This is a genomic window from Photobacterium sp. GB-210 (assembly GCF_003026075.1).
Taxonomy (GTDB): domain Bacteria; phylum Pseudomonadota; class Gammaproteobacteria; order Enterobacterales; family Vibrionaceae; genus Photobacterium.
On record NZ_PYNU01000020.1, the window covers coordinates 37,928 to 62,298 of the forward strand.

Annotated in this window: 22 protein-coding genes; 13 read left to right on the forward strand and 9 right to left on the reverse strand. The window is 40.1% G+C overall.

Annotation, left to right across the window (positions count from 1 at the left end; all coding sequences use genetic code 11):
- Positions 1–37 precede the first annotated feature (37 nt).
- The gene (locus tag C9J38_RS17410) at positions 38–2,032 is read left to right on the forward strand and encodes a cache domain-containing protein (RefSeq protein ID WP_107208193.1); all 1,995 of its coding nucleotides are present in this window, start codon (positions 38–40) and stop codon (positions 2,030–2,032) included.
- A 415-nt stretch (positions 2,033–2,447) separates the two neighbouring features.
- Here the strand turns inward: C9J38_RS17410 and pbpG are convergent, their stop codons facing one another.
- Positions 2,448–3,344: a D-alanyl-D-alanine endopeptidase gene (gene pbpG, locus C9J38_RS17415; protein WP_107208194.1), complete on the reverse strand. Its 897-nt coding sequence runs from the start codon at positions 3,342–3,344 to the stop codon at positions 2,448–2,450.
- Positions 3,345–3,952: 608 nt separating this feature from the next.
- Between pbpG and C9J38_RS17420 the strand changes: the two genes are divergently transcribed.
- A complete protein-coding gene (locus tag C9J38_RS17420; protein WP_107208195.1) occupies positions 3,953–4,411 on the forward strand; it encodes a hypothetical protein in 459 nt (152 codons plus the stop codon).
- 124 nt (positions 4,412–4,535) lie between these two features.
- Here C9J38_RS17420 and C9J38_RS17425 read toward each other — a convergent pair whose 3' ends face one another.
- Together C9J38_RS17425 and fdhD are read right to left on the reverse strand one after the other, a co-directional pair.
- Entirely contained in the window at positions 4,536–5,447 is a 912-nt protein-coding gene (locus tag C9J38_RS17425) for a helix-turn-helix transcriptional regulator (RefSeq protein WP_107208196.1), read from the reverse strand.
- Positions 5,447–6,328 carry a formate dehydrogenase accessory sulfurtransferase FdhD gene (gene fdhD / locus C9J38_RS17430; protein WP_107208197.1) on the reverse strand — a complete coding sequence of 294 codons (882 nt, stop codon included), beginning with the start codon at positions 6,326–6,328 and terminating at the stop codon, positions 5,447–5,449. The genes C9J38_RS17425 and fdhD overlap by 1 nt, the downstream gene beginning before the upstream one ends.
- A gap of 311 nt (positions 6,329–6,639) precedes the next feature.
- Here fdhD and C9J38_RS17435 point away from each other — a divergent pair, with 311 nt between their 5' ends.
- The 10 genes from C9J38_RS17435 (at position 6,640) to cobB (ending at position 16,902) form a co-directional block, all read left to right on the forward strand.
- The gene (locus tag C9J38_RS17435) at positions 6,640–7,134 is read left to right on the forward strand and encodes a DUF3305 domain-containing protein (protein WP_107208198.1); all 495 of its coding nucleotides are present in this window, start codon (positions 6,640–6,642) and stop codon (positions 7,132–7,134) included.
- The gene (locus C9J38_RS17440; RefSeq protein ID WP_107208199.1) at positions 7,124–7,819 is read left to right on the forward strand and encodes a DUF3306 domain-containing protein; all 696 of its coding nucleotides are present in this window, start codon (positions 7,124–7,126) and stop codon (positions 7,817–7,819) included. The genes C9J38_RS17435 and C9J38_RS17440 overlap by 11 nt, the downstream gene beginning before the upstream one ends.
- Before the next feature lie 300 nt (positions 7,820–8,119).
- Complete coding sequence (locus C9J38_RS17445; RefSeq protein ID WP_107208200.1) at positions 8,120–9,775, forward strand: 4Fe-4S binding protein; 1,656 nt, start codon at positions 8,120–8,122, stop codon at positions 9,773–9,775.
- Between the two features lie 9 nt (positions 9,776–9,784).
- Positions 9,785–10,402: a molecular chaperone gene (locus tag C9J38_RS17450; protein ID WP_005367775.1), complete on the forward strand. Its 618-nt coding sequence runs from the start codon at positions 9,785–9,787 to the stop codon at positions 10,400–10,402.
- 97 nt (positions 10,403–10,499) lie between these two features.
- Entirely contained in the window at positions 10,500–10,694 is a 195-nt protein-coding gene (locus tag C9J38_RS17455; RefSeq protein WP_107208201.1) for a twin-arginine translocation signal domain-containing protein, read from the forward strand.
- Between the two features lie 13 nt (positions 10,695–10,707).
- Entirely contained in the window at positions 10,708–13,566 is a 2,859-nt protein-coding gene (locus tag C9J38_RS17460; RefSeq protein WP_107208202.1) for a formate dehydrogenase subunit alpha, read from the forward strand.
- A gap of 11 nt (positions 13,567–13,577) precedes the next feature.
- Positions 13,578–14,195: a formate dehydrogenase FDH3 subunit beta gene (gene fdh3B, locus C9J38_RS17465; RefSeq protein WP_005367779.1), complete on the forward strand. Its 618-nt coding sequence runs from the start codon at positions 13,578–13,580 to the stop codon at positions 14,193–14,195.
- Between the two features lie 95 nt (positions 14,196–14,290).
- Positions 14,291–15,361: a formate dehydrogenase subunit gamma gene (locus tag C9J38_RS17470; RefSeq protein WP_107208203.1), complete on the forward strand. Its 1,071-nt coding sequence runs from the start codon at positions 14,291–14,293 to the stop codon at positions 15,359–15,361.
- A 177-nt stretch (positions 15,362–15,538) separates the two neighbouring features.
- A complete protein-coding gene (locus tag C9J38_RS17475) occupies positions 15,539–16,045 on the forward strand; it encodes a prepilin-type N-terminal cleavage/methylation domain-containing protein (protein WP_107208204.1) in 507 nt (168 codons plus the stop codon).
- Between the two features lie 143 nt (positions 16,046–16,188).
- Positions 16,189–16,902: a Sir2 family NAD+-dependent deacetylase gene (gene cobB / locus C9J38_RS17480; RefSeq protein ID WP_107208205.1), complete on the forward strand. Its 714-nt coding sequence runs from the start codon at positions 16,189–16,191 to the stop codon at positions 16,900–16,902.
- Positions 16,903–16,968: 66 nt separating this feature from the next.
- Here cobB and C9J38_RS17485 read toward each other — a convergent pair whose 3' ends face one another.
- From C9J38_RS17485 to potA, 6 genes are all read right to left on the reverse strand, one after another.
- Complete coding sequence (locus C9J38_RS17485) at positions 16,969–17,415, reverse strand: glycine zipper family protein (protein ID WP_107208206.1); 447 nt, start codon at positions 17,413–17,415, stop codon at positions 16,969–16,971.
- Positions 17,416–17,606: 191 nt separating this feature from the next.
- On the reverse strand, positions 17,607–18,662 hold the full coding sequence (gene potD / locus C9J38_RS17490) for a spermidine/putrescine ABC transporter substrate-binding protein PotD (protein ID WP_107208207.1): 1,056 nt from the start codon (positions 18,660–18,662) through the stop codon (positions 17,607–17,609).
- A gap of 304 nt (positions 18,663–18,966) precedes the next feature.
- A complete protein-coding gene (locus C9J38_RS17495; RefSeq protein WP_107208208.1) occupies positions 18,967–20,004 on the reverse strand; it encodes an extracellular solute-binding protein in 1,038 nt (345 codons plus the stop codon).
- Positions 20,005–20,188: 184 nt separating this feature from the next.
- Complete coding sequence (gene potC / locus C9J38_RS17500) at positions 20,189–20,959, reverse strand: spermidine/putrescine ABC transporter permease PotC (RefSeq protein WP_045084112.1); 771 nt, start codon at positions 20,957–20,959, stop codon at positions 20,189–20,191.
- On the reverse strand, positions 20,959–21,816 hold the full coding sequence (potB, locus tag C9J38_RS17505) for a spermidine/putrescine ABC transporter permease PotB (protein WP_045128969.1): 858 nt from the start codon (positions 21,814–21,816) through the stop codon (positions 20,959–20,961). Before potB ends, potC begins: the two co-directional genes overlap by 1 nt.
- A complete protein-coding gene (gene potA, locus C9J38_RS17510; protein ID WP_045129697.1) occupies positions 21,800–22,918 on the reverse strand; it encodes a spermidine/putrescine ABC transporter ATP-binding protein PotA in 1,119 nt (372 codons plus the stop codon). Before potA ends, potB begins: the two co-directional genes overlap by 17 nt.
- A gap of 444 nt (positions 22,919–23,362) precedes the next feature.
- On the opposite strand from potA, the gene C9J38_RS17515 reads away from it, so the two are divergent.
- Positions 23,363–24,193 carry a hypothetical protein gene (locus C9J38_RS17515; RefSeq protein ID WP_107208209.1) on the forward strand — a complete coding sequence of 277 codons (831 nt, stop codon included), beginning with the start codon at positions 23,363–23,365 and terminating at the stop codon, positions 24,191–24,193.
- Positions 24,194–24,371 lie beyond the last annotated feature (178 nt).

Sequence of the window (24,371 nt, forward strand, 5' to 3'; positions counted from 1 at the left end):
AGCTTTTATATTGTTATGGCTAAGGCGGTTTCGAACCATGGTTCGTTATCGTCTATTAGTCCTAACGTCTGTACCTATTATCATCACATTAATTGCGTTAATTGCCTTAACTTTTTATTGGACAGTCACTTACACTTGGCAAAATGCGTTAATGAACGTAAGAGCGGATTTAGCTGTTGCTCATCATAGTATGGAATTATTACAAAAAGAGCAGCGTATGAAATTGCAGTCAATGGCTGACTCTTACGATTTCCAATATCGTTTACGTTTTGATGAATCCTCTTTAAGTCACTGGGTACGCACTGAAAACCAGCAATATAATCTGGATTTTATCGTGCTTCATCCTGCATCAGCATTAGGCGAGTTCTCTAAGCAAGAGCGCCGTTTTTTACTCGAAGGAAAAGTGCAAACATTTTTTCAGGTACTAGATCGTAGAGCACTAGCAGCATTGAATAGTGATTTACCTGCTCGTGCGCAAGTGCCACTGCTCAAAGAACATAAGATAGAGCAGAAGGGGTTAGTGAGTCGAAGTTTGATCCCTATTTTTAATGATAAAGGGCATCTTCAATGGATTCTTGATGGCGGTATATTACTCAATAATAGTACGGAACTGGTTGATCGAATTCGTGATTTAGTTTTTGCGTCTGATACGTTACCGACGGGCAGTATTGGCACTGTTACTATTTTTATGAATGATGTTCGTATTAGTACGAATGTACCATTAGATAGTAAAAATCTGGTTGGGCGAGCGGTTGGTACTCGGGTATCAGATGAAGTGAGCCGTGAAGTAATTACGTTTGGAAAAACCTGGGTTGATAGAGCTTATGTCTATGACAGTTGGTATGTTTCTGCTTATGAACCGTTACGCGATATAAACGGTAAAGTGATTGGTATGCTTTATGCGGGCTATTTACAATGGCCACTGATCAGAACCTTTTTAACGAATATTATTGAGCTTGGCATTGGTATTATTTTGGTGCTGATTATCTCTGGTTTTGTCGTTTATCGGGGCTCTCGTGATCTGTTTTTACCGATTGAAAAAATTTATCAGGTAGCCAAATTAGTACAGATGGGATTTGAGCGTCGAGTAGGTAAATTAGATGTTTACCCTGATCACGAACTGCAAATTTTGGGGAATCAGTTTGATACCATGCTGGATCAGCTTGAACAGCGTAATCAAGTGATAAAGCAGGCTGCAGTGGAATTAGAAGAAAAGGTCGAGCAACGTACGCATAGTTTACATCATAAAACTGAAGAACTAGAGCAACATATTAAATTGCTGAATCAAGCAAGATCTAAGCTGGTGGTGAGTGAAAAATTAGCCGCCTTGGGTGAACTGACTGCTGGTATCGCCCATGAAATTAATAATCCATTAGGGGTTATCTTGGGTAATGTGGAATTGATCCAATTTGAGTTAGGGGATAATACGCTTCAAGTTCAAGAAGAGTTAGATGCAATCCATGCACAAATTGACCGTATACGTAATATTACTCGAAGTTTGTTGCAATACAGTCGTCAAGGTGGCGTACAAAATGAAGTGACATGGCATCACCTGAACCAGATTGTTGAAGAGAGTTTAACCTTAGTACGTTCAGGCACAAAAAAACTATCCGTTACTTTTGTTGTTGAACTAAATGCGAAATGCAGCGTGGAAGTTAATCGCCACCAATTATTGCAAGTGCTAGTGAACCTTCAAATGAATGGTATTCATGCCATGGACGATAAGGGGCAATTAATCATTAGAACTGAAGATTGGATTAATGAGCAGGGGCAATCTATTGGTGCAATTGTTCGTATAACTGATCATGGCTGTGGTATTGCGAAAGAAAACTTAGAGCGAATATTTGATCCATTCTTTACTACTCGTCGTTCAGGTACGGGACTTGGTCTCTCTGTTAGCCAAAGTTTAATTGAAGATATTGGTGGAGAGATAACGGTTGAATCTGAAGTGGGTCATGGTACAACATTCTCTGTCTATTTAAGGCAAAAAGCGTCAACAAACAATGCTCCAGATTTATTGATGATGTCTTAGTTTCATTACAACAAAGCCCCTTGGTATTTTTTCATTTAAGTGAGAGAAAATACCAAGGGGCTTTTTGTTATATGTCTATTTAGAAATTACATCAACGACAAACCAATAAGTAGAATGGCTAGAGAGGTAAGAGATATACGAGTTATTAAACTAAGGTGGGTGGGATTAATCATTTCTTGATGCTGCATAGGCACTCCTTTTATTTACTCTAACTTAAGCATAGTTGAAGAGTGTCGTAGGCGTACGTTTTTTGTTAAAAAATAAAAGGCTAGGTAAGGAAAATTCTTATTACGGGCTTAAAAAGCAGTATCCCCACATGCATCGAAGGTTTTTAAAAGCTATGTTCATGATAGTTCTAAAAGCAAAAAGCCAGCAATAGATGCTGGCTTTTACTTATCTCAATTAACCGTAATGATTATTTCGTTAATTCTTTTAGTTTCTGTTGTTGGTAGTATTTTGCATCAGCAGTAATTGGTTTGCTCTTACCTGTTTGTAGCCATTGCTTAATACGGCCAGCATCACCAATCGGTGTTAATTTGCCTTGAGAATCTAACATAACCATCAGGATTCTCTTACCATCAATTGTTGTTACCATACCTAAGCAACGACCAGCTTCATCAAGGTAACCTGTTTTGGTTAGGTTAACCGTCCACTTCTTACCACGCGCTAGGGCATTTGTATTGGTGTAGCCAAGTTTGTAATTAGGTTTACCAAAGTAAGCAGTATGCACAGGTGTTGTACTGTACTTACGAATTTCAGGATATTTGTAAGCAGCGCGTACCATCTTAGCGACATCTGATGCTGTCGAGTGGTTATGAGGGTCAAGGCCTGAGCTATCAACAAAATGCGTATTGGTCATCCCCAAAGATTTAGCTTTTCGGTTCATCGCTTTAATGAATGCCTTGTAGCCGCCAGGGTAGTTTCCTGCAAGTGTTGCTGCTGCTAGGTTTTCAGATGACATTAAAGCAATATGAATTGTCTCACCACGGCTTAGGGTAGAGCCCATACGAATACGTGTATATGTATTGTACATGTGCTCTTTATCAGTAGGAGTAAACGTAAGTTTTTCGTTAAGTGGGAGTTTTGCATCCAGTGTTACCATCGCTGTCATTAACTTAGTTAATGAAGCAATTGGCATTTTTACATTTGAATTTTTTTTGTACAGTGTCTTTCCTGTACTGAGGTCTATCACATAATTACTGACTGATGCCGTTTGTAACTTATTAGGATCCAGCTTACTGGTGTTGATGCTAGCCACGGAAGAGAAGCTTATACTAGCAAGAGTAAAAAACAGAATAAAAGCGTTACGCACAACGGCTCCTTGAAAATGCAAAGGGAAATAATAACAGTATTGTTAATGTCGCTATTGTCGACTTAACCTGTACTGTTAGGCAAGTCATGTTTATGTAAATAGGCCATTTATTCGCACCAAAAATTATCAATGAGTGAATATTTGTAATGAAACATTATTCAATAAAATAAAAAGTGACTGAGTAATACAGGGGATCGTTGTAAACAAGGCAATGGCTATCAGTTTTGAGTGAGCAAATCTTAATTTATGATTGCATACTATTGTTGCTGCTCATTGATTTTTATCATTTTAATGGTTTAATTCCGAGGGCGTATTCCGTGGGCTTTGGTGTTTTGATTGCATTTTTGTGACTATTTAAAAAGTAGATACGAATTAAACATAGGATAATTATGATTAAGTCATTAAGTAGATTGTCTGAAGTGTAAGTTTGAACAATCGTGTGAAGGACTTAAAGAAACACAGATATTTCTAGACTAGATAAAGAGTCGATATAATGTGATCTATTACGAATATAAATATCTATTGACATAAAATTAACAAACGAAAGGTGAGAAATAGTGGTCAATTAGTTAGGGTCTTTCAATTAAATTCTATTCATTGGACTTACTATGCTTGCTCGTTGTTTACTTATCGCTTCTGTATCACTGATGTCGTTATCATCTAACGCATCAATTGACGATTCAGATTTAAATGATATTAAAAACAGTATTGAAAAGTCACAAGATACAATGCATTACGTTCGGACGGTATCGGGCTCGATCCCTGTACCTATGCCTAAACATAATGAAGATAAACCAGCTTATAGTTACTATGAAATCGTCTCTTATGACATTTATAGTAGTCAAGGTGGAAAGCGTATGATCCAAGCGGTAATTACAAACCATTCCGGCGGCGGTATTGCACTTAAACCTAAGCAGGTCAAAGCGTATTTCAGCAATAATACCTATGTTGAACCGACACGAATTGAGCAAAAGGGAAAATTTGCACAAGGTGAAACAAAGTCAGTGACCTTGTATTTTGGTGAAACAGACGCTTCTATTATTGGTTTGCTTACTCGTTCTTATTAATTCTTTTTAACTAATAGTGATGCGGTTTTAAACTGAATGGAAAAAGCCCTGATAATCATCATGCATTATCAGGGCTTTTTATTATCCAGCGACTTTCAGGGTATGTTGTTAGCTATTAGCTGACTTAGTTAGCACTCCATACCTGTTTACCTGTACGTGCAAAGTTATAACCACCGAGTGCTTTACCGTGAGCTTGAACATCTTCCTCTGAAATCGCTTGCAGCAATTGTTGCTGTAGTGTTCTAAAGTAAATGTTCTTTGGGATCACCAATTCAAACGCTTCGGTACATAGTGGAATAAAGCCTAAGCCAAATTCACCCGCCGTACTTTGGCTAGCGCAGCCCACATCAGCCTTACCACGAGCAACAGACGAGGCAAGTTCACGTTCACTGTTACACACATCTGATTGATTAAGCATAGAAAGATTATAAGCGTGACCGTGTAACCATTCATCTAACGCACGCATGCTACCTGCACCTTCTTGACGTAGTGCCCAGCGCCAGCGAGAAGATAGTAATTCAGGCAGTTGGATAGATTTTGAATTTACCGCTTCTGCTAACTCTTTACTGACCACTAAGCCTTGTTCACGTTCAAAGGCATGGACTAATACCCAGTTTTTATGCCCTTGGTATTGTTGTAATAGCGCCGGGTGACGCAGGCTAGCTTCTTCTGCATTTCCCCAGTGAATGGCGCACATATCAACGTGGCCTTTACTTAACATGGCTAAACCTTGTCGTGTACCCGTTGAGGTATAACCAACTAATGCGGTACTGCCTAATTGGTTAGCCATCTTACCTACCACCATTTGTAATAGTGGATCGTCTGAGCCGGCAATTAATAATCGATCGGTTAACACACCGTTATGGCAAGACTCTAATAGCCATTTATCCAACATTGCTTTAGGAAATAACCATTTCCCTGTCACTTTTGTTGCTGGAAGTAAGCCATCGTTAGCAAGGGCATAGACTTTCTTCTCATTAAGATCTAAATATTCTGCGACAAGTTTCGCGTTCATGAATTCAGGAAAGTCAGCCATTAATTTTGCTCTTTATTAGAAGAAGGTTGCTCTGTTTTCTTCGATTGCTGAGAGGTATCAGCACCTTTCACATCAAGAATAAGATTCTGACCGCCATTATAAACTTGGAAGCGATGACCTTTAGCGCGGGCTATCATAGTAATACCGAGCTTCTGCGCTAACTCATAGCCCATTTGTGTTGCACCAGAGCGGGATAGAAGTACGGGAATACCCATCTGTGCGACTTTAATTACCATCTCTGAGGTTAAGCGGCCTGTGGTGTAGAAAATCTTATCTTCGCTCGTTTCGCCTTTTAGCCACATTTCACCGGCTAGGGTATCAACAGCGTTATGGCGACCTACATCTTCGACAAACGATAAGATTTCTGTATTACGGCAAACGGCACAACCATGAACGGCACCTGCAGCCTTGTACGTTTCATTGTGGTGAGTTAGCGCTTCAAGCAGCCCATACAACATAGATTGTTTTATTTGTACTTGCGGTAGTGTCACGTTTTCTAGCTTTTTCATTACGTTACCAAACATAGTGCCTTGACCACAGCCAGAGGTAACGGTTTTTTTCTCTAATTTCTTTTCTAAGCCATGGGTATTTTCACGGGTGATCACCGCCGCTGAATTGGTATCCCAATCAATAATCACAGATTCAATGGCATCAATATCTTCGATAAAGCCTTGGTTCTTTAGATAACCGAGCACAAGTGCAGAAGGTCGTTCACCTAGGGTCATCAGGGTAACGATCTCAATCCAATTCAAATAAACCGTTAGGGGATGCTCACACGCAATTTCTTTGGTTTGAAGATCACCGTACTCATCCATGATTTCCACAGACATTGTCTGCTTAACGGCGGATTTAGTTTTTATAATTTTAGGGAGTTGGCTCATTAGGATATCCAGTGGTTACAAGAAACGTATCGAGATTTCAAATAAGTCCGTCAAAATACACACAATGATACTAAGCTCAATAAGTAGCATTAAATGGCATGTATTAAGGCAAATAAGTTTATCTCTAACGCATTAAAGCAAATATTGTTCCATAAATTCCATTTACGGATTGAAAGCGGCTACTGGTTGCCATTATTGGCGATATTTTGATTTATATTTCGCACTTGGTCTAAATTTTGCTTATTACGGACGAATATTCTCAACATACCGCGATAAGCGAGTGTGTAAAAAGCAAGATGTAAGGAGTCATTGTGCCAGAACAAGTAAAGCTAGAAATAAAGAAAGATGAAAGTATTTGGCCTATTTATTTTCGACTTCAAGCAGAAGAGAAACAAGTTGGGCGTTGGACGACATACGCATGGACGATTGAAGATCTTTGTTTGAATGGTGAACAAGACTCAAACGTAGCACTTGTAGAAATCGGTGCTGGTAATTACATGCTGCCGTTAGAATTATTTCGTGATGAACGTATGGAGTATCGCTTTAACTTAAACGCACAAGATCCGCATTTATTTTTTGTTTGTGCTGAAGAAGATGAACAACTTAAACCTGTATTAATGACGGCAGCTCAAGGGGTTGCAGCGCGTTATATGGATGGAGATTATGTTGTTCTTCACATTCAAATCCCATTGCCTATTCAAGTCTGGATGGAAGCGTATCTTGGACGACACGGTGAATTAGAAGAGTGTAAACGTCGAGGCGGCGGTAAAGGTAAAAAGCAAAAAGGGCGTTCAAGTGGCAACTGATTTTTTTCAACGTTGGTCTCAAAGAAAATTAACCAAAACAGAAGATAAATCTGTAGGTGAGACATTAACTCTCGAAAGTACTGAAACGGCCCCTGAACAAGATGTGGTTGTTACCGAAAATACGGCTATTCATACAGATATTTCTGAATCTATTGAAACGGACAAAACATTAGATAATCAATTAGATAAAACTGATTTAGTCGCTGATGACACCCCTGATATTGCACTGACGCATGATGATGTATCAACCGTGACTTACGATTCTGGCGTTGCATCATTTATGAAAGAGTCGGTTGAGAAATCAGTTAAGAAAGCAGCATTACGTAAGTTATTTCATTCAGAAGAATTTAATTATATCAGTGACATGGATGATTGCACTGAAGACTTTAGCAACATCCCAACGTTAGATCCTGCCATCGCTTCTCAAATGCGTGGTTGGGTAAATCAAGCGGTAGAGAAAGTAACTGATATGGTTGAAGATTTAAGCAGTGAAACGATGTACAACTCTGAGTTAGATAATAAGGCTGAACAGTCTGAATTAGCGCTAACAGCAACAGAGCAAACATCCTTAACTTCTCAAGATACTCTCCAGTCAACAATATCTTCATCTACGGATAATGGTGCTGAGGATGAAACTAACCCTACAACGGTTTCTCCAGAGAAAAATTCAGCACAAGAGATTTAAATTTATAGAGTGAGACAAAAAGGGAACTAAAACCTTATTAAATGTTGGGACATTTTGGCGCGATGGGTCTTTTGCGCTAGGACAAAATGTCTCAATGCTGGTGGGTGTAATTATCCAGCTCCGACTTTAGTTCCTTTTAAGTCATTTTATTCCGTGAAAAGTTGGATCGGTTATTGCTCTATATAGAGTGGAAGAAGCCAAAAACGAAAGTCAGATTTTATTGTAGAAAAACTTTAAGACATAACTTCGTTACTTCTTCAATCGGCACTGACTAGCGGTGACGGGCAAACAGGAATAAGAATGTTAAAAAGTACACTAGAAGCATTTTCTGATACAAACGGTAAAGCGCGTGCTGCTGCCATTAATGGCACAGTAGAGCTAACAAATTTAATTCCACCTACGGTTACCTATGAGAGCCGTGGGGATTTGTTGATCGTGGGTACTCAGGAAAACATCATTGCACTTGCTGAACAGTTTTCAGAACTTAATAGCGTCACCTTGCTGTCAACGGATGCAACAGGCGAAAAATCAAGCTTGTCTAATCTTTACTTTAGCCATGACGTATCAGCAAAAGGTTATCTTGGCGCGTTTGAAGTAACTTGTCAGGTTGCAGGTCAATTGACCAAAGCGAATTTAGCAAAAGTGGCTATCGGTCGTGATTGCTTTGATTTGATCTTAGATATGACAGAAAACGGCATTATGTCGTTAGAAATTCCTGCGCCGGGTTATTACGCGGTAGGTAGTCGTAAAGATAAACTGGCTCAGCTGGTGGAAGATTTACCGGCTATGATGGGGACTTTTGATAAACCTAAATACTTTCGCCTAAATCCTGATCTTTGTGCGCATTCATCGCGTGGTGTTTCAGGTTGTGATCGTTGTTTAGATGCATGTCCTGCTGGTGCGCTAAGCAGTGATGGGGTAGAAATTGCGATTGATCCTTACCTTTGTCAGGGTGTTGGCACGTGTGCTACAGCTTGTCCAACAGAGGCAATCACATACGCATTACCTGATCCTCAAAATACGCAAAACTTTGTTCATCGTGTTCTTACTCGTTATAAGCAAGAGGGCGGTGAGAAACCAACATTACTTTTGTACGGTAATCGTGATGAAAAAGCGGTGACTGATGCATTAGCAACGTTTCCAAGTTCAGTTATTGCGATTGCATTAGAAGAGCTTGCAACTGTTGGTGTTGATACATGGTTTAGTGCATTGGTTTATGGTGCGCATCAAGTTCTTCTTGCGACTAACACAAAATATATTCCTGCCACGATTGATCGTGTTTTATCGAATGAGCTTGCAATGGCTCAACGTTTCTTAACCGAAATGGGTTATGACGCTGATCGTATTTGTCTGTTTGATTTTAGTGATGTTGAAAACTTTGTTTCTTATGACGATGCACTAGTTTCTCCTGTTACAGAGGCTTTAACTGGCTCTAAACGTGAAAAACTATTTACTTCACTTGAAATGCTTTACACCGAAGCGAGTACAAAACCAGAACAATCTTCCGTTGTAGAAAAAGCGCCTTATGGTTCTGTTTCATGTGACACAACGGATTGTACGTTATGTATGAGTTGTGTGGCAGTTTGTCCAACTCGCGCATTACATGCCATTGGTGATCGTCCAGGACTGCTATTTATTGAAGAGGACTGTGTTCAATGTGGTATGTGTGAAAAAGCATGTCCTGAAAAAGTCATTTCATTAGAACCTCGTTTTAATTGGGATTGGCATGCTCGTAAAGAAGCGCGTCTTGTTCATGAAGAGCCTGCGGCTTGTTGTATCAGTTGTGGAAATGCATTTGCGCCAGCATCTATGGTGAAAATGTTAACTGAAAAACTTCAAGGACATTCTCACTTCCAAGGTGATGCTATTCGTCGTTTATCCATGTGTGAAGATTGTCGTGTTCGCGATATTTTCGAACAAATGGAAAAAGATCCAGAAAGTCAGGCTCGAGTTTAAGGAACGAAGATGGAAACAATTGCTATGAGCCCAGCTCAAACGTCATTGAATGAAGACGCAGTACTTCGTATTGAAATTTATAACATGCTTGCACATTTATTTCGTCAAGCGCCTGATCAAAATGTATTGAATTTTTTGGCTGATATAGATGTTGATACGGCTAATAAACCTCAACAATCTACGATGTCTGCTGCTTGGCCTTTACTGAAACTTGCAGCACAAAAGAGCATGCCACTTGCAGTTGAAGAAGAATATCAAGATGTCTTTATTGGTATTGGTCGCGGTGAAGTTGTGCCTTTTGGATCATGGTATTTAACAGGTTCATTAATGGAAATGCCTCTGGCTTATCTTCGACGAGATCTTAAGCAATTAGGATTTGAACGTGATGAGTCAGTGAAAGAACCGGAAGATCATATTGCGGCTTTGCTTGAAGTGATGGCAATGCTAGTTGAAGGCGGCGATGAGCACCTTCAAAAAACGTTCTTTAATCGTCACTTAGCTGAGTGGTGTGAAAAGTTCTGTACCGATGTTAAAGCTGCTAACAGTGCTGTTTTTTATACCGCTGTTGGTGAGCTCGCTTTGCAGTTCTTAACTGTAGAGAAAACACGCTTTTTAGAATCAAAATAATCCCTATACGTTGCTTGCAACGGTTTGATTCAAAGCAATAAAACTAAGGCAAAAACCCATCGTAACTTATTTTAGTGACGATAAAGGAGCAAACTTTATGAGTGAGCAAAAAACCAATGAAAGCCGTCGTCAATTGTTGAAAAACATTGGCTTAACAGTGGCTGCTGGTGCTGTTGCTGCTGGAACGACAACAGCAGTTCAAGCTGTTGAAAAGTCAGAAGAGAAAAAAACAAAAACAACTAAAGGTTATCACGAGACCCAACACATTCGTGATTACTACAACACTTTGTAAGGCGGAGCTCTAAATGAAACTTACTAAACGTTCCGATAAAGTGAGCAAAGCAGAAAACCAACTGGGTATTTCTCGTCGTTCTTTTATTCGTAATACATCTCTAGCTGCGGCTGGTGGCGTTGCAGGTGCAAGCATGTTTGCACCAGGTCTGATGAAAAAAGCAGAAGCTGCATCAGAAGATGTGTACGACGCGCCTAAAGTGGTTAAACGTACTATTTGCTCACACTGTTCAGTGGGTTGTGGTATTTACGCAGAGACGCAAGATGGTGTCTGGACTCACCAGGAACCCGCTTTTGATCACCCTTTTAATGCTGGTGGACACTGTGCGAAAGGCGCAGCACTTCGTGAACATGGTCACGGTGCACGTCGCGTAAAATACCCAATGAAACTTGTTAATGGCAAGTGGAAGAAACTGAGCTGGGAACAGGCGTTAGATGAAGTTAGCCAGCAAGTGCTTAAGATCCGTGAAGAATCAGGCCCAGATTCTGTTTACTTCCTTGGTTCTGCAAAACATAACAACGAACAAGCTTACATGTTCCGCAAAATGGTTTCTATGTGGGGCTCGAACAACGTTGACCACCAAGCGCGTATTTGTCACTCAACAACAGTGGCAGGTGTAGCGAACACTTGGGGTTACGGTGCAATGACTAACTCGTTAAACGACATGCATAACTGTAAGTCGATGTTATTCATTGGTTCAAACCCAGCTGAAGCTCACCCAGTAGCAATGCAGCACATCCTTATCGCGAAAGAAACGAACAGCTGTAAGATTGTGGTTGTCGATCCACGCCGTACACGAACTGCGGCAAAAGCAGATCACTACGTTTCACTTCGTCCAGGTACTGACGTTGCTTTTGTATGGGGGGTGCTATACCACATCTTCAACAATGGCTGGGAAGATAAAGAATTCATCCGTCAACGTGTATACGGTATGGACGAAGTTCGCGCAGAAGTGGCGAAATGGAATCCAAAAGAAGTTGAGCGTGTATCTGGCGTGCCAGAAGATCAAGTTTATCAAACAGCGAAAATGCTGTCTGAAAACCGTCCTGGCTGTGTTGTTTGGTGTATGGGTGGTACTCAGCATACAACAGGTAACAACAACACACGTGCTTACTGTATCCTTGAACTTGCACTTGGCAATATGGGTAAATCAGGCGGCGGTGCAAACATCTTCCGTGGTCACGATAACGTACAGGGCGCAACAGACTTTGGCGTGCTTTCTGACAACCTGCCTGGTTACTACGGCCTATCTGAAGGAGCTTGGAAACACTGGGCACAAGTGTGGGATGTAGACTACTCATGGCTACAAGGTCGTTTCGACCAAAACACTTACAACGGCAAAAAACCAATGAACAGTGCGGGTATTCCTGTCTCTCGTTGGATCGACGGTGTGTTAGAAAACAAAGATAAGATTGAACAGCGCGATAACATCCGCGCCATGTTCTACTGGGGCCATGCTGTAAACTCACAGACTCGTGGTCCTGAAATGAAAACTGCGATGGAAAAACTGGATATGATGGTCATCGTTGACCCATACCCAGGTGTTGCCGCTGTAATGAATGGTCGTACAGACAATGTATACCTATTCCCAGCGACTACACAGTTTGAAACATACGGCTCAGTAACAGCAACTAACCGTTCTATTCAATGGCGTGATCAAGTTATCGAACCGCTATTTGAATCGAAACCTGATCACGAAATCATGTACTTGCTTTCTAAGCGTCTTGGTTTTGCAGATCAATTATTTAAAAACATTAAAGTTGAAAATAACCGCCCACACATTGAAGACATTACACGTGAATTCAACAAAGGTATGTGGACGATTGGTTACACAGGTCAAAGCCCTGAGCGTCTAAAAGAGCACCAACAAAACTGGCATACATTCAACCGTACTTCTCTTGAAGCGATTGGTGGCCCAGTGAACGGTGAAACTTACGGTCTACCTTGGCCTTGTTGGGGTACGCCTGAGATGAAACACCCAGGTACACACATTCTTTATGATACATCTAAGACGGTGGCACAGGGTGGCGGTAACTTCCGTGCACGTTTTGGTGTTGAGCACAATGGTGTAAGCCTATTGGCTGACGATAGCTACTCATTAGGTTGTGAGCTAGAAGATGGTTACCCAGAGTTTACCGCTAAGATGTTAAAGCAACTTGGTTGGTGGGACGATCTAACAGCAGAAGAGAAAGTGGCTGCTGAAGGCAAAAACTGGAAAACTGATCTTTCTGGCGGTATTCAGCGTGTAGCGATTAAACACGGTTGTATTCCATACGGTAACGCCAAAGCACGTACTGTGGTTTGGACATTCCCAGATGCAGTGCCTATTCACCGTGAGCCACTGTACACACCTCGTCGTGATCTTCTTCCTGAGTACCAAACTTGGGATGATAAAGCACACTTGTTCCGTCTACCAACACTGTACAAGTCAATTCAAGACAAAGATGTATCAAAAGAATACCCAATTATTCTCACATCTGGTCGTTTGGTTGAGTACGAAGGTGGTGGTGAAGAAACGCGTTCAAACCCATGGCTTGCAGAGCTACAAAAAGAAATGTTCGTTGAGCTTAACCTAAAAGATGCAAACGATCGTGGCATTAAAGATGGCGAGATGGTTTGGGTTGAAGGTGCAGAAAAAGGCCGTATTAAAGTGAAAGCGATGGTAACCCCACGTGTTCGTGAAGGCTTAGCATTCTTACCATTCCACTTCGGTGGCGAATTCGAAGGTGAAAGCCTACGTAGTCATTATCCAGAAGGATGTGCGCCTTATGTTTCTGGCGAAGCTGCTAACACAGCAACGACATACGGTTACGATCCAGTAACTCAGATGCAAGAAACAAAAGTCACCCTTTGTAATATCTCTAAAGCGTAAGGAGTCATCAAATGGCACGTATGAAATTTCTTTGTGACTCTAAGCGTTGTATTGAATGCAATGGTTGTGTGACAGCTTGTAAAAATGCTAATTCAGAAGCCGTAGGCTGGGGTATTCAACGTCGTCGCGTTGTGACACTAAACGATGGTCTACCAGGTGAAACCTCTATTTCTGTTGCTTGTATGCACTGTAGTGATGCGCCTTGTATGGCGGTTTGTCCGGCAGATTGTTTTAGTCAAACAGAAGACGGTATCGTTCAGCACGATAAAGATCTTTGTATTGGTTGTGGTTACTGTCTATTTGCTTGTCCATTTGGAGCGCCTCAGTTCCCTAAACAGGAAGCGTTCGCAGAGCGTGGCAAAATGGATAAATGTACTTATTGTTCTGGCGGTCCAAATACTGAACCTGGTTCAGAAAAAGAGCGTGTACTTTACGGCGCAAACCGTATTGCAGAAGGTAAGTTACCAATGTGTGCATCTATGTGTTCGACTAAATCACTACTTGCAGGTGATGCTGAGAAGATTTCTGAAATCTTCAGCAAGCGTGTTGTTGCTCGTGGTGCAAAAGATGCAGGTTGGGCAAGTACTGAAGATCTAGCGTACGACGCAGCAAAAGTTCGTAAAGCGTAATTGTCTTTATTTGGGCTCAACATAAGTGTTGAGCCTAAATATTAGATCTCGGATGTAACAAAATATCTGTTCAAATTGAGCAGGCAGGAGCTTTAATGACTAAGCGAATTCAACGCTGGTTAACGGTATTCGTTACCGCATTAATGGTTGCGTTTTCTGTCCAAGTGATGGCAAACGAAGCCACTTCATCAACCAGTAGCGAGCAACTTGGCGAATCTGTGGTAAAAAAAGAAGTCATAGGTTTTGCAGGTGCTGATTATTGGCGAGCGGTCAAGGATGGCGAAAAAGGGTATACCACATCGGGTTGGCCTGAGCATGATGTGTTGATCAGTGTGCCTGGTCAAACATGGTATATCTTAAAAGAAAAGTGGATGTCACCACTTGGCGCGATGGCTATTTTTGGCAGCCTTGTGATGGTAACACTAGCCTACTTTGTGGTAGGCCCTCTTAAATTAAGTAAGCCTAAAACAGGTCGTAAAATTCAGCGTTGGAGCCGGATGGATCGTGCTTTACACTGGAGTTTGGCATTCACATTTTTAACGTTAGGTTTTAGCGGTTTAGCTCTTGTTTACGGTAAACATTTTATTAAACCTATCGTCCCAACAGAAGTGTGGGGCTGGATCATTTATGCCGCGAAACAATACCATAACTATATGGGGCCATTATTCGCAATCATTCTTCTTTTAGTGGTCGTTAAATGGTGGCGTAAGAGTATCTTCAATAAAGTTGATATTGATTGGTTTAAAAAAATGGGTGGTATGGTGGGCAAACATAAAGGCTCACACCCTAAAGCTGGTTTCTCAAATGGTGGTGAAAAAGCACTGTTCTGGCTACTTGCCTTCTTTGGTGTCTTCATTGTAGTGAGTGGTTTTGTTTTAGATTTTCCAATTTTCGACCAAACGCGTCGACACATGGAATTATCAAATCTCGTACACATGATTTCAGCACTTATTCTGATCTGTGGCTTTATTTTCCACATCTATATTGGTTTGTTCGGTATGGAAGCGGGTCTTGACGGCATGGTAACTGGTGAAGTGGATGAAACGTGGGCGCGTGAACACCACAGCGAATGGTTTGAAGAAGTAAAAGATCTGCCTGAAAACCAACCAGGATACAGTGAATCACAGCAGCATGAAGCGAAGAGTAAACCTTCGTCTAATGCATAATCATAGTTAGTGATTTTTAAAACCGACATTCGTGTCGGTTTTTTTATACCTAAAATTCGAGCTTAATGTTTTTTTTGTTACTTATAGCTATTCATTCATCCTGTTAAGTTTTTGTACAATAAAGTAAAATACTACTGCCAATAATATCAATAATAAAACATTAAAAAGGATTAATTGATGAGGAATAAAGCAGGATTTACCCTGATTGAAGTTGTTATTGTTATCGTCATTCTCGGTATCCTTGCTGTTACTGCGGCTCCTAAATTCCTCAATATTTCTTCAGATACGTATCGCGCCAAGCTACATGAGCTTAAAGGATCTATGACTGAAATATCTCGGATTATCTACGGAAAAGCTGTAATACAAGGCGATGAAAATGATATTACCGGCCGTAAAAAGGTAGAGGGGATCGCTATCTGGAATGGTTACCCGAAAGCAATATACGTCGGTATTGGTTTAACGATTGTGGATTTTAATAAAAACTGGGCATTTAACCAAGATAAGACGGGTTCTAATTCACATAATGGTGGTGAGCGTGTTTTTGTTGCGACTTTTCTCAAAAAACTGGATAGAAAAGACAAAGATGATGTTAATAAAATCAAAGCGACCAATTGTTATTTAAGTTACAAAGAAAATAACACTGGGGGCGAACCTATTATTACAATTATTGATTCAGGTTGCTGATCTAACTGTGATACTGAAAAGTTTATTTACACGGTTTTGTAGGGTGAAATCACGCATAATTAAGAACCTAGATTGTTAGGGTTAAATTCTTTGTATTTCAGTGCTATAAAGGCAGTATAAATACTGAAATAAAGGATGTTCATATGCTTTTTCCCTATAAAAATATCGTTGTACTTACGGGTGCAGGTATCTCGGCTGAATCGGGCATCCGAACTTTCCGTGCCGCTGATGGTTTATGGGAAGAACATCGTGTTGAAGATGTTGCAACACCAGAAGGCTATTTACGTGACCCTGAGCTTGTGCAACGCTTTTATAATGCGCGTCGAGCCCAAATCGAGAATGGCTCTGTAGCGCCTAATGCTGCACATATTGCACTTGCTAAACTTGAACAAGAATTAGATGGTAACGTGACTATTGTTACGCAAAACATTGATAATTTGCATGAGAGAGCAGGAAGTAAAAATGTCATTCATATGCATGGAGAGTTATTAAAAGCACGATGCTGTGAATCAGGACAAACAATTGAATGGCATGGTGACTTAACGACCTGTGATCATTGTCATTGTTGTCAAATTCCTGCACCGATGCGTCCTGATATTGTATGGTTCGGTGAGATGCCAATTGGAATGGATAGAATTCATGATGCCATTGTGAAGGCGGATTTATTCATTTCTATTGGTACTTCTGGCAATGTATATCCAGCAGCTGGATTTGTACATGAAGCTGCTTTACAGGGCGCTCATACGATTGAATTAAATCTTGAACCAAGTAACGTAGAAAATGAATTTGAAGAAAAACGTTATGGTAAAGCTTCTGAATTAGTACCTGCTTATGTAGACGAAATATTATCTGCTTAATAAAAAAGCCTCAAGTTTGAGGCTTTTTTATTATAAGAACAAAAGGTGAGCATGTTTTTCGATTAATTAAGATATATCGTAAACGTGATAACCTTTTTGTAATAAGCATTGGCGAAGAACGGATGACTTTTTATGTTTTTCATCTTTAGATGCTTCATTAGAGCCGGCTACGTATCCGCCAGCTGCACCAACAACAGCACCTAATGCAGTTACAACTCCTGGATGTTTTATCGTATCGTAATTATCCGAATCGTAAGCGCCTGCACCAAACGCTGTAGCACCTGCTAGAGTGCCAATTACTACATCTCTCTTTTTTGTTGCTGACGTCATTTCAGGTGTTGAAACACTATCAGCAAAATGGTTGCAGTAATCATAATCTTTTTGATATTGAGCAGTATCAACACCATTCATGTCAACGACGAGTTCTTTATCGACTGGTGTCATCGGGGCGCTACAAGCCGAAAGGGTTGAAACGAATAAAACGGGGATTAGCGCTTTAAATTTTGTAGACATTATAACCTTATAACTTACATCTAAAATGGTTGTTATAGCTTATATAGAAATTCTGAATCAAAACTGTATGAGTAAATTGTCATAATTATTGAATGGTTATATGATTTTATTAGGTTATAGATAACCGTCTGACTCAAATAAAAAAACCGAGCATTTAGCTCGGTTTTTTTGCATTTAACGATGAGTGGCTATTATTCACCAGCTTTTAGTTTTTGGAAGTATTCTTCGTAAACTTCAGTCATAGGACCAACGCTGTTCTGCCATTCACCTGCATCCATTACAGATTGTGGTGGGTAGATGCTTGGATCGTTAACGAAATCTGCTGGAAGCAGTTTCTTAGCGGCAGCAACTGGTGTTGGGTAACCAATTTGTAGTGCGATCTTCGCAGCGATGTCTGGACGAAGTAGGAAGTTGATCATCTTGTATGCATTGTCGATGTTCTTCGCATTCTTAGGAATAGAGATGTTATCCATCCAGAAGATTGCGCCTTCTTTTGGCCATACGATGTCGATTGGAGCGCCATCTTTACGTGCCATGTAAGCAGAACCATTCCAAAGCATACCGAGTGATGTTTCACCAGCCATGTATGGGTTAGCAGGGTAGTCTGAGTTAAATACTAATACGTTTGGCATTAGTTTCTTCAACTCTTCATATGCTGCTTTGATTTGCTTAGGATCTTCAGTGTTACCAGAGTAACCAAGTTTACGAAGCGCTACGTGGAATACTTCACGTGCATCATCCATCATCATTAGCTGACCTTGCCATTTAGGATCCCATAGGTCTGCCCAGCTAGTGATTTTAGACTTGTCGATCATGTCTGTGTTAACACCGATACCCGTTGCTCCCCAAATGTATGGAATAGAGTAGTCGTTGTTAGGATCAAAAGGTTTATTTAAAAAGTTAGGATCTAGACCTGCGAAGTTTGGAATTTTAGAATGGTCGATTTTTTGAAGCATACCTTCATTACGCATTTTAGCTACATAATAAGTAGAAGGAACAACAAGGTCGTAACCTTTATCGTAGGTCTTTAGCTTGGCGTACATCGTCTCATTCGACTCGTAAGTCGAATAAATAACTTTAATGCCTGTTTCTTTTGTGAACTCTTCTAAAACATCTGATGGGATGTATTCAGACCAGTTGTAAAAGTACAGCTCATTAGATTTATTGCTATCATCGGCAGTCGCAACGTTCGAAAACATTGACATTGCACATGCAGCACCGGCCATTAATAAAGACCATTTTTTCATTGTGTTAGCTCCTAACTAAACAGGATATCGAGAGTGTTCTCTAGCGGTATTGACCGCTTCTCCTAATTGGTTGTCGACGCATGATACATGCAGAAACAGATGTTGATTATAAAACAGAGTTATTATAGCAGAGATTATTCGTCGAGCGCATCACAAAACAAGAGTAATTTGTCTGTTAAATTCCGCTATCATATTGATAAATAACAAACATGATAAGTAAAACCTTAGAAAATAACACAACTAACCATGTTTATTAATAAATAACAAATATAAAAAAAGCTGCCATTGGCAGCTTTTGTTTTACTTATTGATCCGCTTTTAATTCAAGGAAATAATTTTCGTAGCGGATATTCATGTCACCAACTGAATCTTGCCACTCACCACGATCAAGATCTTCTTGTGGTGGGAATAGAGTTGGGTCATCTTTATATTTAGCGTTAGATTTTTCTACTGCTGTGAGGTAGCCGGTTTGCTCTGAAATTTGAGCGGCAATATCTGGGCGTAGTAGGAAGTCGATCATCTTATGTGCTGCTTCTACATTCTTCGCGTTTCTAGCTATTGCTAAACTATCAACCCAGAAAATACCGCCTTCTTTTGGCCAAACAAGTTTAATTGGTAAACCTTCTTTTTGTGCTGCTGCTGCTGAGCCATTCCACAACATACCTAGACCCACATCACCCGCTAGGTAGGGCGCTGCAGGGTTATCTGAGTTAAATACCAGTACGTTTGGCATGAGTTTCTCAAGCTCTGCTTTCGCTTCGTCAATTTCTTTTGGGTTGGTAGTGTTGCCAGAGTAACCTAGCTTACGTAATGCAATATGGAAGACTTCACGGGTGTCGTCCATTAGCATTAATTGACCTTTAAGGTCAGGATTCCATAAGTCTGCCCAGCTGTCGAAATCTTCTGGGTCGTACATATCAGTATTAACCGCAAGACCTGTCATTGCGATTACGTGTGGAATTGAGTAATCGTTATTTGGATCAAAAGGTTTATCTAAGTAGTTCTTATCAAGCTCAGTAAAGTTCGATAGCTTTGATTTATCAATTTTTTGCAACATACCTTCGTCGCGCATTTTCGCAACAAAGTAAGTTGATGGCACAACCAGATCGTAACCTGTAGGGTGGGCACGAAGTTTTGCATACATGGTTTCATTCGACTCGTAAGTCGAGTAGATCACTTTAATACCTGTCTCTTTCGTGAATTGTTCACGAAGCTCAGTAGAGATATACGGCCCCCAGTTCATAAATACTAACTGTTTGTCTTTCTCTTCTTCTGAAGCAAAAGCATTAAAACTTGCTGAAAGTAGGGCTGTACTAATAACAAGAGATGACCATTTTTTCATTAGAGTGTCTTCGTAGTGAATGCGATAAAAAGTGGCCGAAATTTAGAGCAAGTTTCCGTTTTTAGATAGCAAAAAAGTGTTTGAAAATGTTACAGGAGAATATATTTAAAGGTCATTGAATAATATGTAAAAAAAATGGCTAACTGAATACAGTTAGCCATTTAGCATTAGCTGTTGTTGATGCTTACTTTATTTTGTCTCGAGCCAGTAATTGTGAGCAAATAACCAGAACAAGAGAAACTATCAACATCACTGTCGCTAGGGCGTTCACCTCAGGTGAAATACCGACTTTAACCATTGAGTAAATCTTCAATGGTAAGATTTCGTAAGTTGGACCCGTTACGAACGAGCTTACAATTACATCATCTAGCGATAGGGTGAAGCTTAATAGCCAACCTGCAGCAACTGCGGGTTTAGCCAATGGTAGGATAATCTGCTTTAAGATAACCCACTCACTAGCGCCCAAGTCACGTGCTGCTTCAAGCATTTTCACATCAAAGCCTTTTAATCGGCTGTAAACTGTTACAACAACAAAAGGTAAACAGAATGTGATATGAGAAAGCAATAGCGTTAAGAAGCCTAAGTTCGCACCCAATAGTAAGAACAGTGCAAGTAGCGAGATTGCCATTACGATGTCTGGAGACATCATAACGAGAAATAGCATACCTGATACAAACTTCTTACCTTTAAAGTTATAACGAAATAAAGCAACAGCCGTTAAACTACCAATTAGGGATGCTGCTGTTGCAGAGAACACAGCGATAGTGATCGAGTGTCCTGCCGCTTGCATTAAACTGTCATTGTTAACCAGTTGCTCATACCATTTAGTGGTAAAGCCACCCCATTTCATACCGAATTTGCTTTCGTTGAATGAGTTAACAATCAGGATAATGATAGGGGTATATAAAAATGCATATACCACCGACATAAAGCTAAATTTAAACAAGCGTCCCATTATTCAAGCTCCACTTTTTTGTTCAGCAACTTACCTGCACGGTAGTAGGCATACAGCATAATTGCCATTGCTAACGTAAGGGCAATACTTGTTGCAGAACCAAATGGCCAATCTCGCGCGTTTAAAACCTGACTCTTAATAACATTACCAATCAGTAAGTTCTTCGCGCCGCCTAAAAGGTCGGAAACGTAGAACATACCCAAAGCAGGCAGTAATACCAATAAACAACCTGCAATAACACCAGGCATGGTTAGTGGGAAGATCACTTTAATAAAGGTTTGAACCTTATTTGCGCCCAAGTCGCGAGCTGCTTCAATGTAGTTATTATCAAGCTTTTCGATAGCGGAGTAGAGTGGTAGCACCATAAATGGTAGCAAGATATACACTAAACCGATCATTACTGCGTACTCGGTGTACATAATACGCAGTGGCTTATCGATAATATCGAGATACATTAATGTGTTATTTAAAATACCACGCGTACCCAACATCAGTTTAAGGCCATATGTACGAATTAGAGAGTTAGTCCAAAATGGTACGATAACCAAAAACAGCATAAATGGACGCCATTTCTCTGGCATTTTTGCAATGGCATAAGCAAAAGGGTAACCAATTACTAAACACAGAATGGTTGCTGTGATTGCCATGTAAAAAGAGTGCCAAAGTACTTTTGCGTACAGTGGATCAAACAGTCTTTCATAGTTATCAAACGTGAAGACCATTTTGATTAGATTTGCATCATCACGCGTTAGGAAACTCGTTCCTATAATCATTAAGTTAGGTACAAATACAAACAGTACTAACCAACTAACAACTAACGCGATAATGAAATTCTGTAAATTAAACTTCTTGCTCATCAGCGAGTACCACTTCCCAACTTTCAATCCAAGTAATGGCAACTTTTTGGTCAAGAGAGTGGTCTACGTCAGGGTCATCTTCGTTGAAGAATTCGCTAACCATCACAGACTTGCCAGACTCTAACTGCACCACAGAATCCAATGTCATACCTTTATAGGTACGTTCACGAACATAACCAACGATGCCGTTAGTTTCGTCACCGTTATGGATCTCTTCGATAAGAATGTCTTCAGGTCGAAGTAATACTTTAACCTTATCACCAACATTCACATCTAAATCACAGTGGATCAATGAGTGGCGACCTTCAACATCAGCCATGATACGTTTTTCGTCTAAACGCTCTTTAACTGTTGCATCAAATACGTTGATTTCACCGATAAAGTGGGCAACAAATAAATTCGTTGGTTCTTCATAAATTTCACGAGGTGAACCATCTTGCTCAACGTGACCATCGCGCATAACAATGATGCGATCAGACATAGATAAGGCTTCTTCTTGATCGTGTGTTACGAAAATAAAGGTAATGCCTAACTTACGCTGTAGTTGTTTCAACTCAAGCTGCATCTGTTTACGTAATTTGTAATCAAGTGCAGACAGTGATTCATCAAGTAAAAGAACTTTTGGTTTGTTTACAACCGCACGAGCAATCGCAACACGTTGTTGCTGACCACCGGACAGTTGATGAGGTTTACGAGGGGCAAACTTTTCAAGTTGCACCATACGCAATGCTTCCATTACACGCGGCTCAATATCGCTCGCGGGTACTTTTTGCATGCGTAAACCAAACGCGACGTTCTCAAACACTGTCATATGTGGGAACAGTGCGTAACTCTGAAACACCGTGTTTACTAGACGTTGTTCAGCAGGAATGTCTGTAACATCTTTGCCATCAATGGTGATCTGCCCATCATCGGCAGTTTCAAATCCAGCAATTAGACGAAGTACTGTGGTTTTACCACAGCCTGATGGACCTAGAATGGTTAGAAACTCACCATTGTTTACGTTTAGGTCCAAACCTGAAATGATCTGCTTACCGTCAAAGCTTTTGCTAAGACCCTTCAGCTGAATGACAGGTTTCTGAGATGTTTTTTCAGCGTTCAATTCTACGTTATCTCCACCCTGGGATTATTTGGTTAAATCCCAACATTTTGGCTTTAAAATAAAGGGCGCATGATAGACCTGTAGTCTTTCAAATTAAAGCGTTTTTTCACTAATTTTAATGCAAAGATGTAATATTTTTCATCGTTAAGTAGTGAAATCCCTTATATGGTGTCAGTCACTTTATCGATTTTATAAACAATCTTTTACTAACATGTCGGTAATATGATTATTCAAAAAACTATCGTTATAATAAAAAACCTTATTACAGCTTAGTCTTAATAGTCGATCTTTAAATGAAAGACGATTTTATTATCAGCTTTTTTGACTTTTTTGCATGAAAAACACACAAATTAGTCAGCTTGACTGTTTTTTTATCTTAGAAATGTTTTTGTCTTACCCTCTCTGAAGTACAATGCCGCCATTACACCAATAACTGACATGAGTATGAAAGAGCCAATTAATCGAAGCTTCCACATTGGTGGGTCTATTGAAAAAGCATTGAAGGGGGAAGTGGAGCTACAACCCGTCACTGTTTTAGTTGAAGCATGGAAAATCACAGGGAAGAACATTTTTAGCTTTTTGCCTGCCGTAATTTGCTTGTTTCTTGCGCAAGTTGCATTATTACTTTTAGGGCTTGAAGTTCAATTAGGTAGCCCAACGGTTTTTTTTGATGCTTTCATTACAGGGCAGGGATTTACCGCTGAAATACTAAAAGCGGGCTTTATGGCTAATTTTTGGTCTGATGTGCTTATTGCGCCACTCTATGCAGGGGTTAGCCTAATGGCATTAAACCATGCGGTTGGTTTACCAACCAAGCCAAGCCAGATCGTTAAAGGGTTTTCTTTTACCCTTGTTTCATTAATTACCATGTTACTGCTTTCTTCTATTCAAGGACTAGGTAGCAGTGTTTTCCCATTAATTGGCTTGTTCCTAACAATGGCATTAAGCATGGCTATTTTATTAGTGTGCGAAAAGAAAGTATCACCAATAAAAGCGATTCAATACTCTTTCATGGCAACGATCCGTAAAGTATTGCCAATGACGGCTATCTATATTGTGATCATGCTAATGTTCTTTATCTCGATTGCTACTGCAGGTATCGGATTGATTTGGACATTACCTTTCTTCTTTAACGTGAAAGGGATTATTTATCGCAATATGTTTGGCGTAACATTACAAGTTACTTCTGTGGCAAAAAGTGATGATGAGCAACCTCCACAAGATGGCGGTGAGCCACCAGTTGATAAGATAGATAAAGATGTCTTTAATGCGTAAAGCATAAGTTTAAAAAAAGCTCCTAGGTTAGGGGCTTTTTTATTATTTGAATAACACCCTAACGCACTATAACTTTATATTTGATTGATAAAATAACAAACAGTAACTAATAAAAATCATGATTCAATCATTTTAAAAGCTTTAATAGGGCATATTGGCCCAAATACCCGTCTATTCA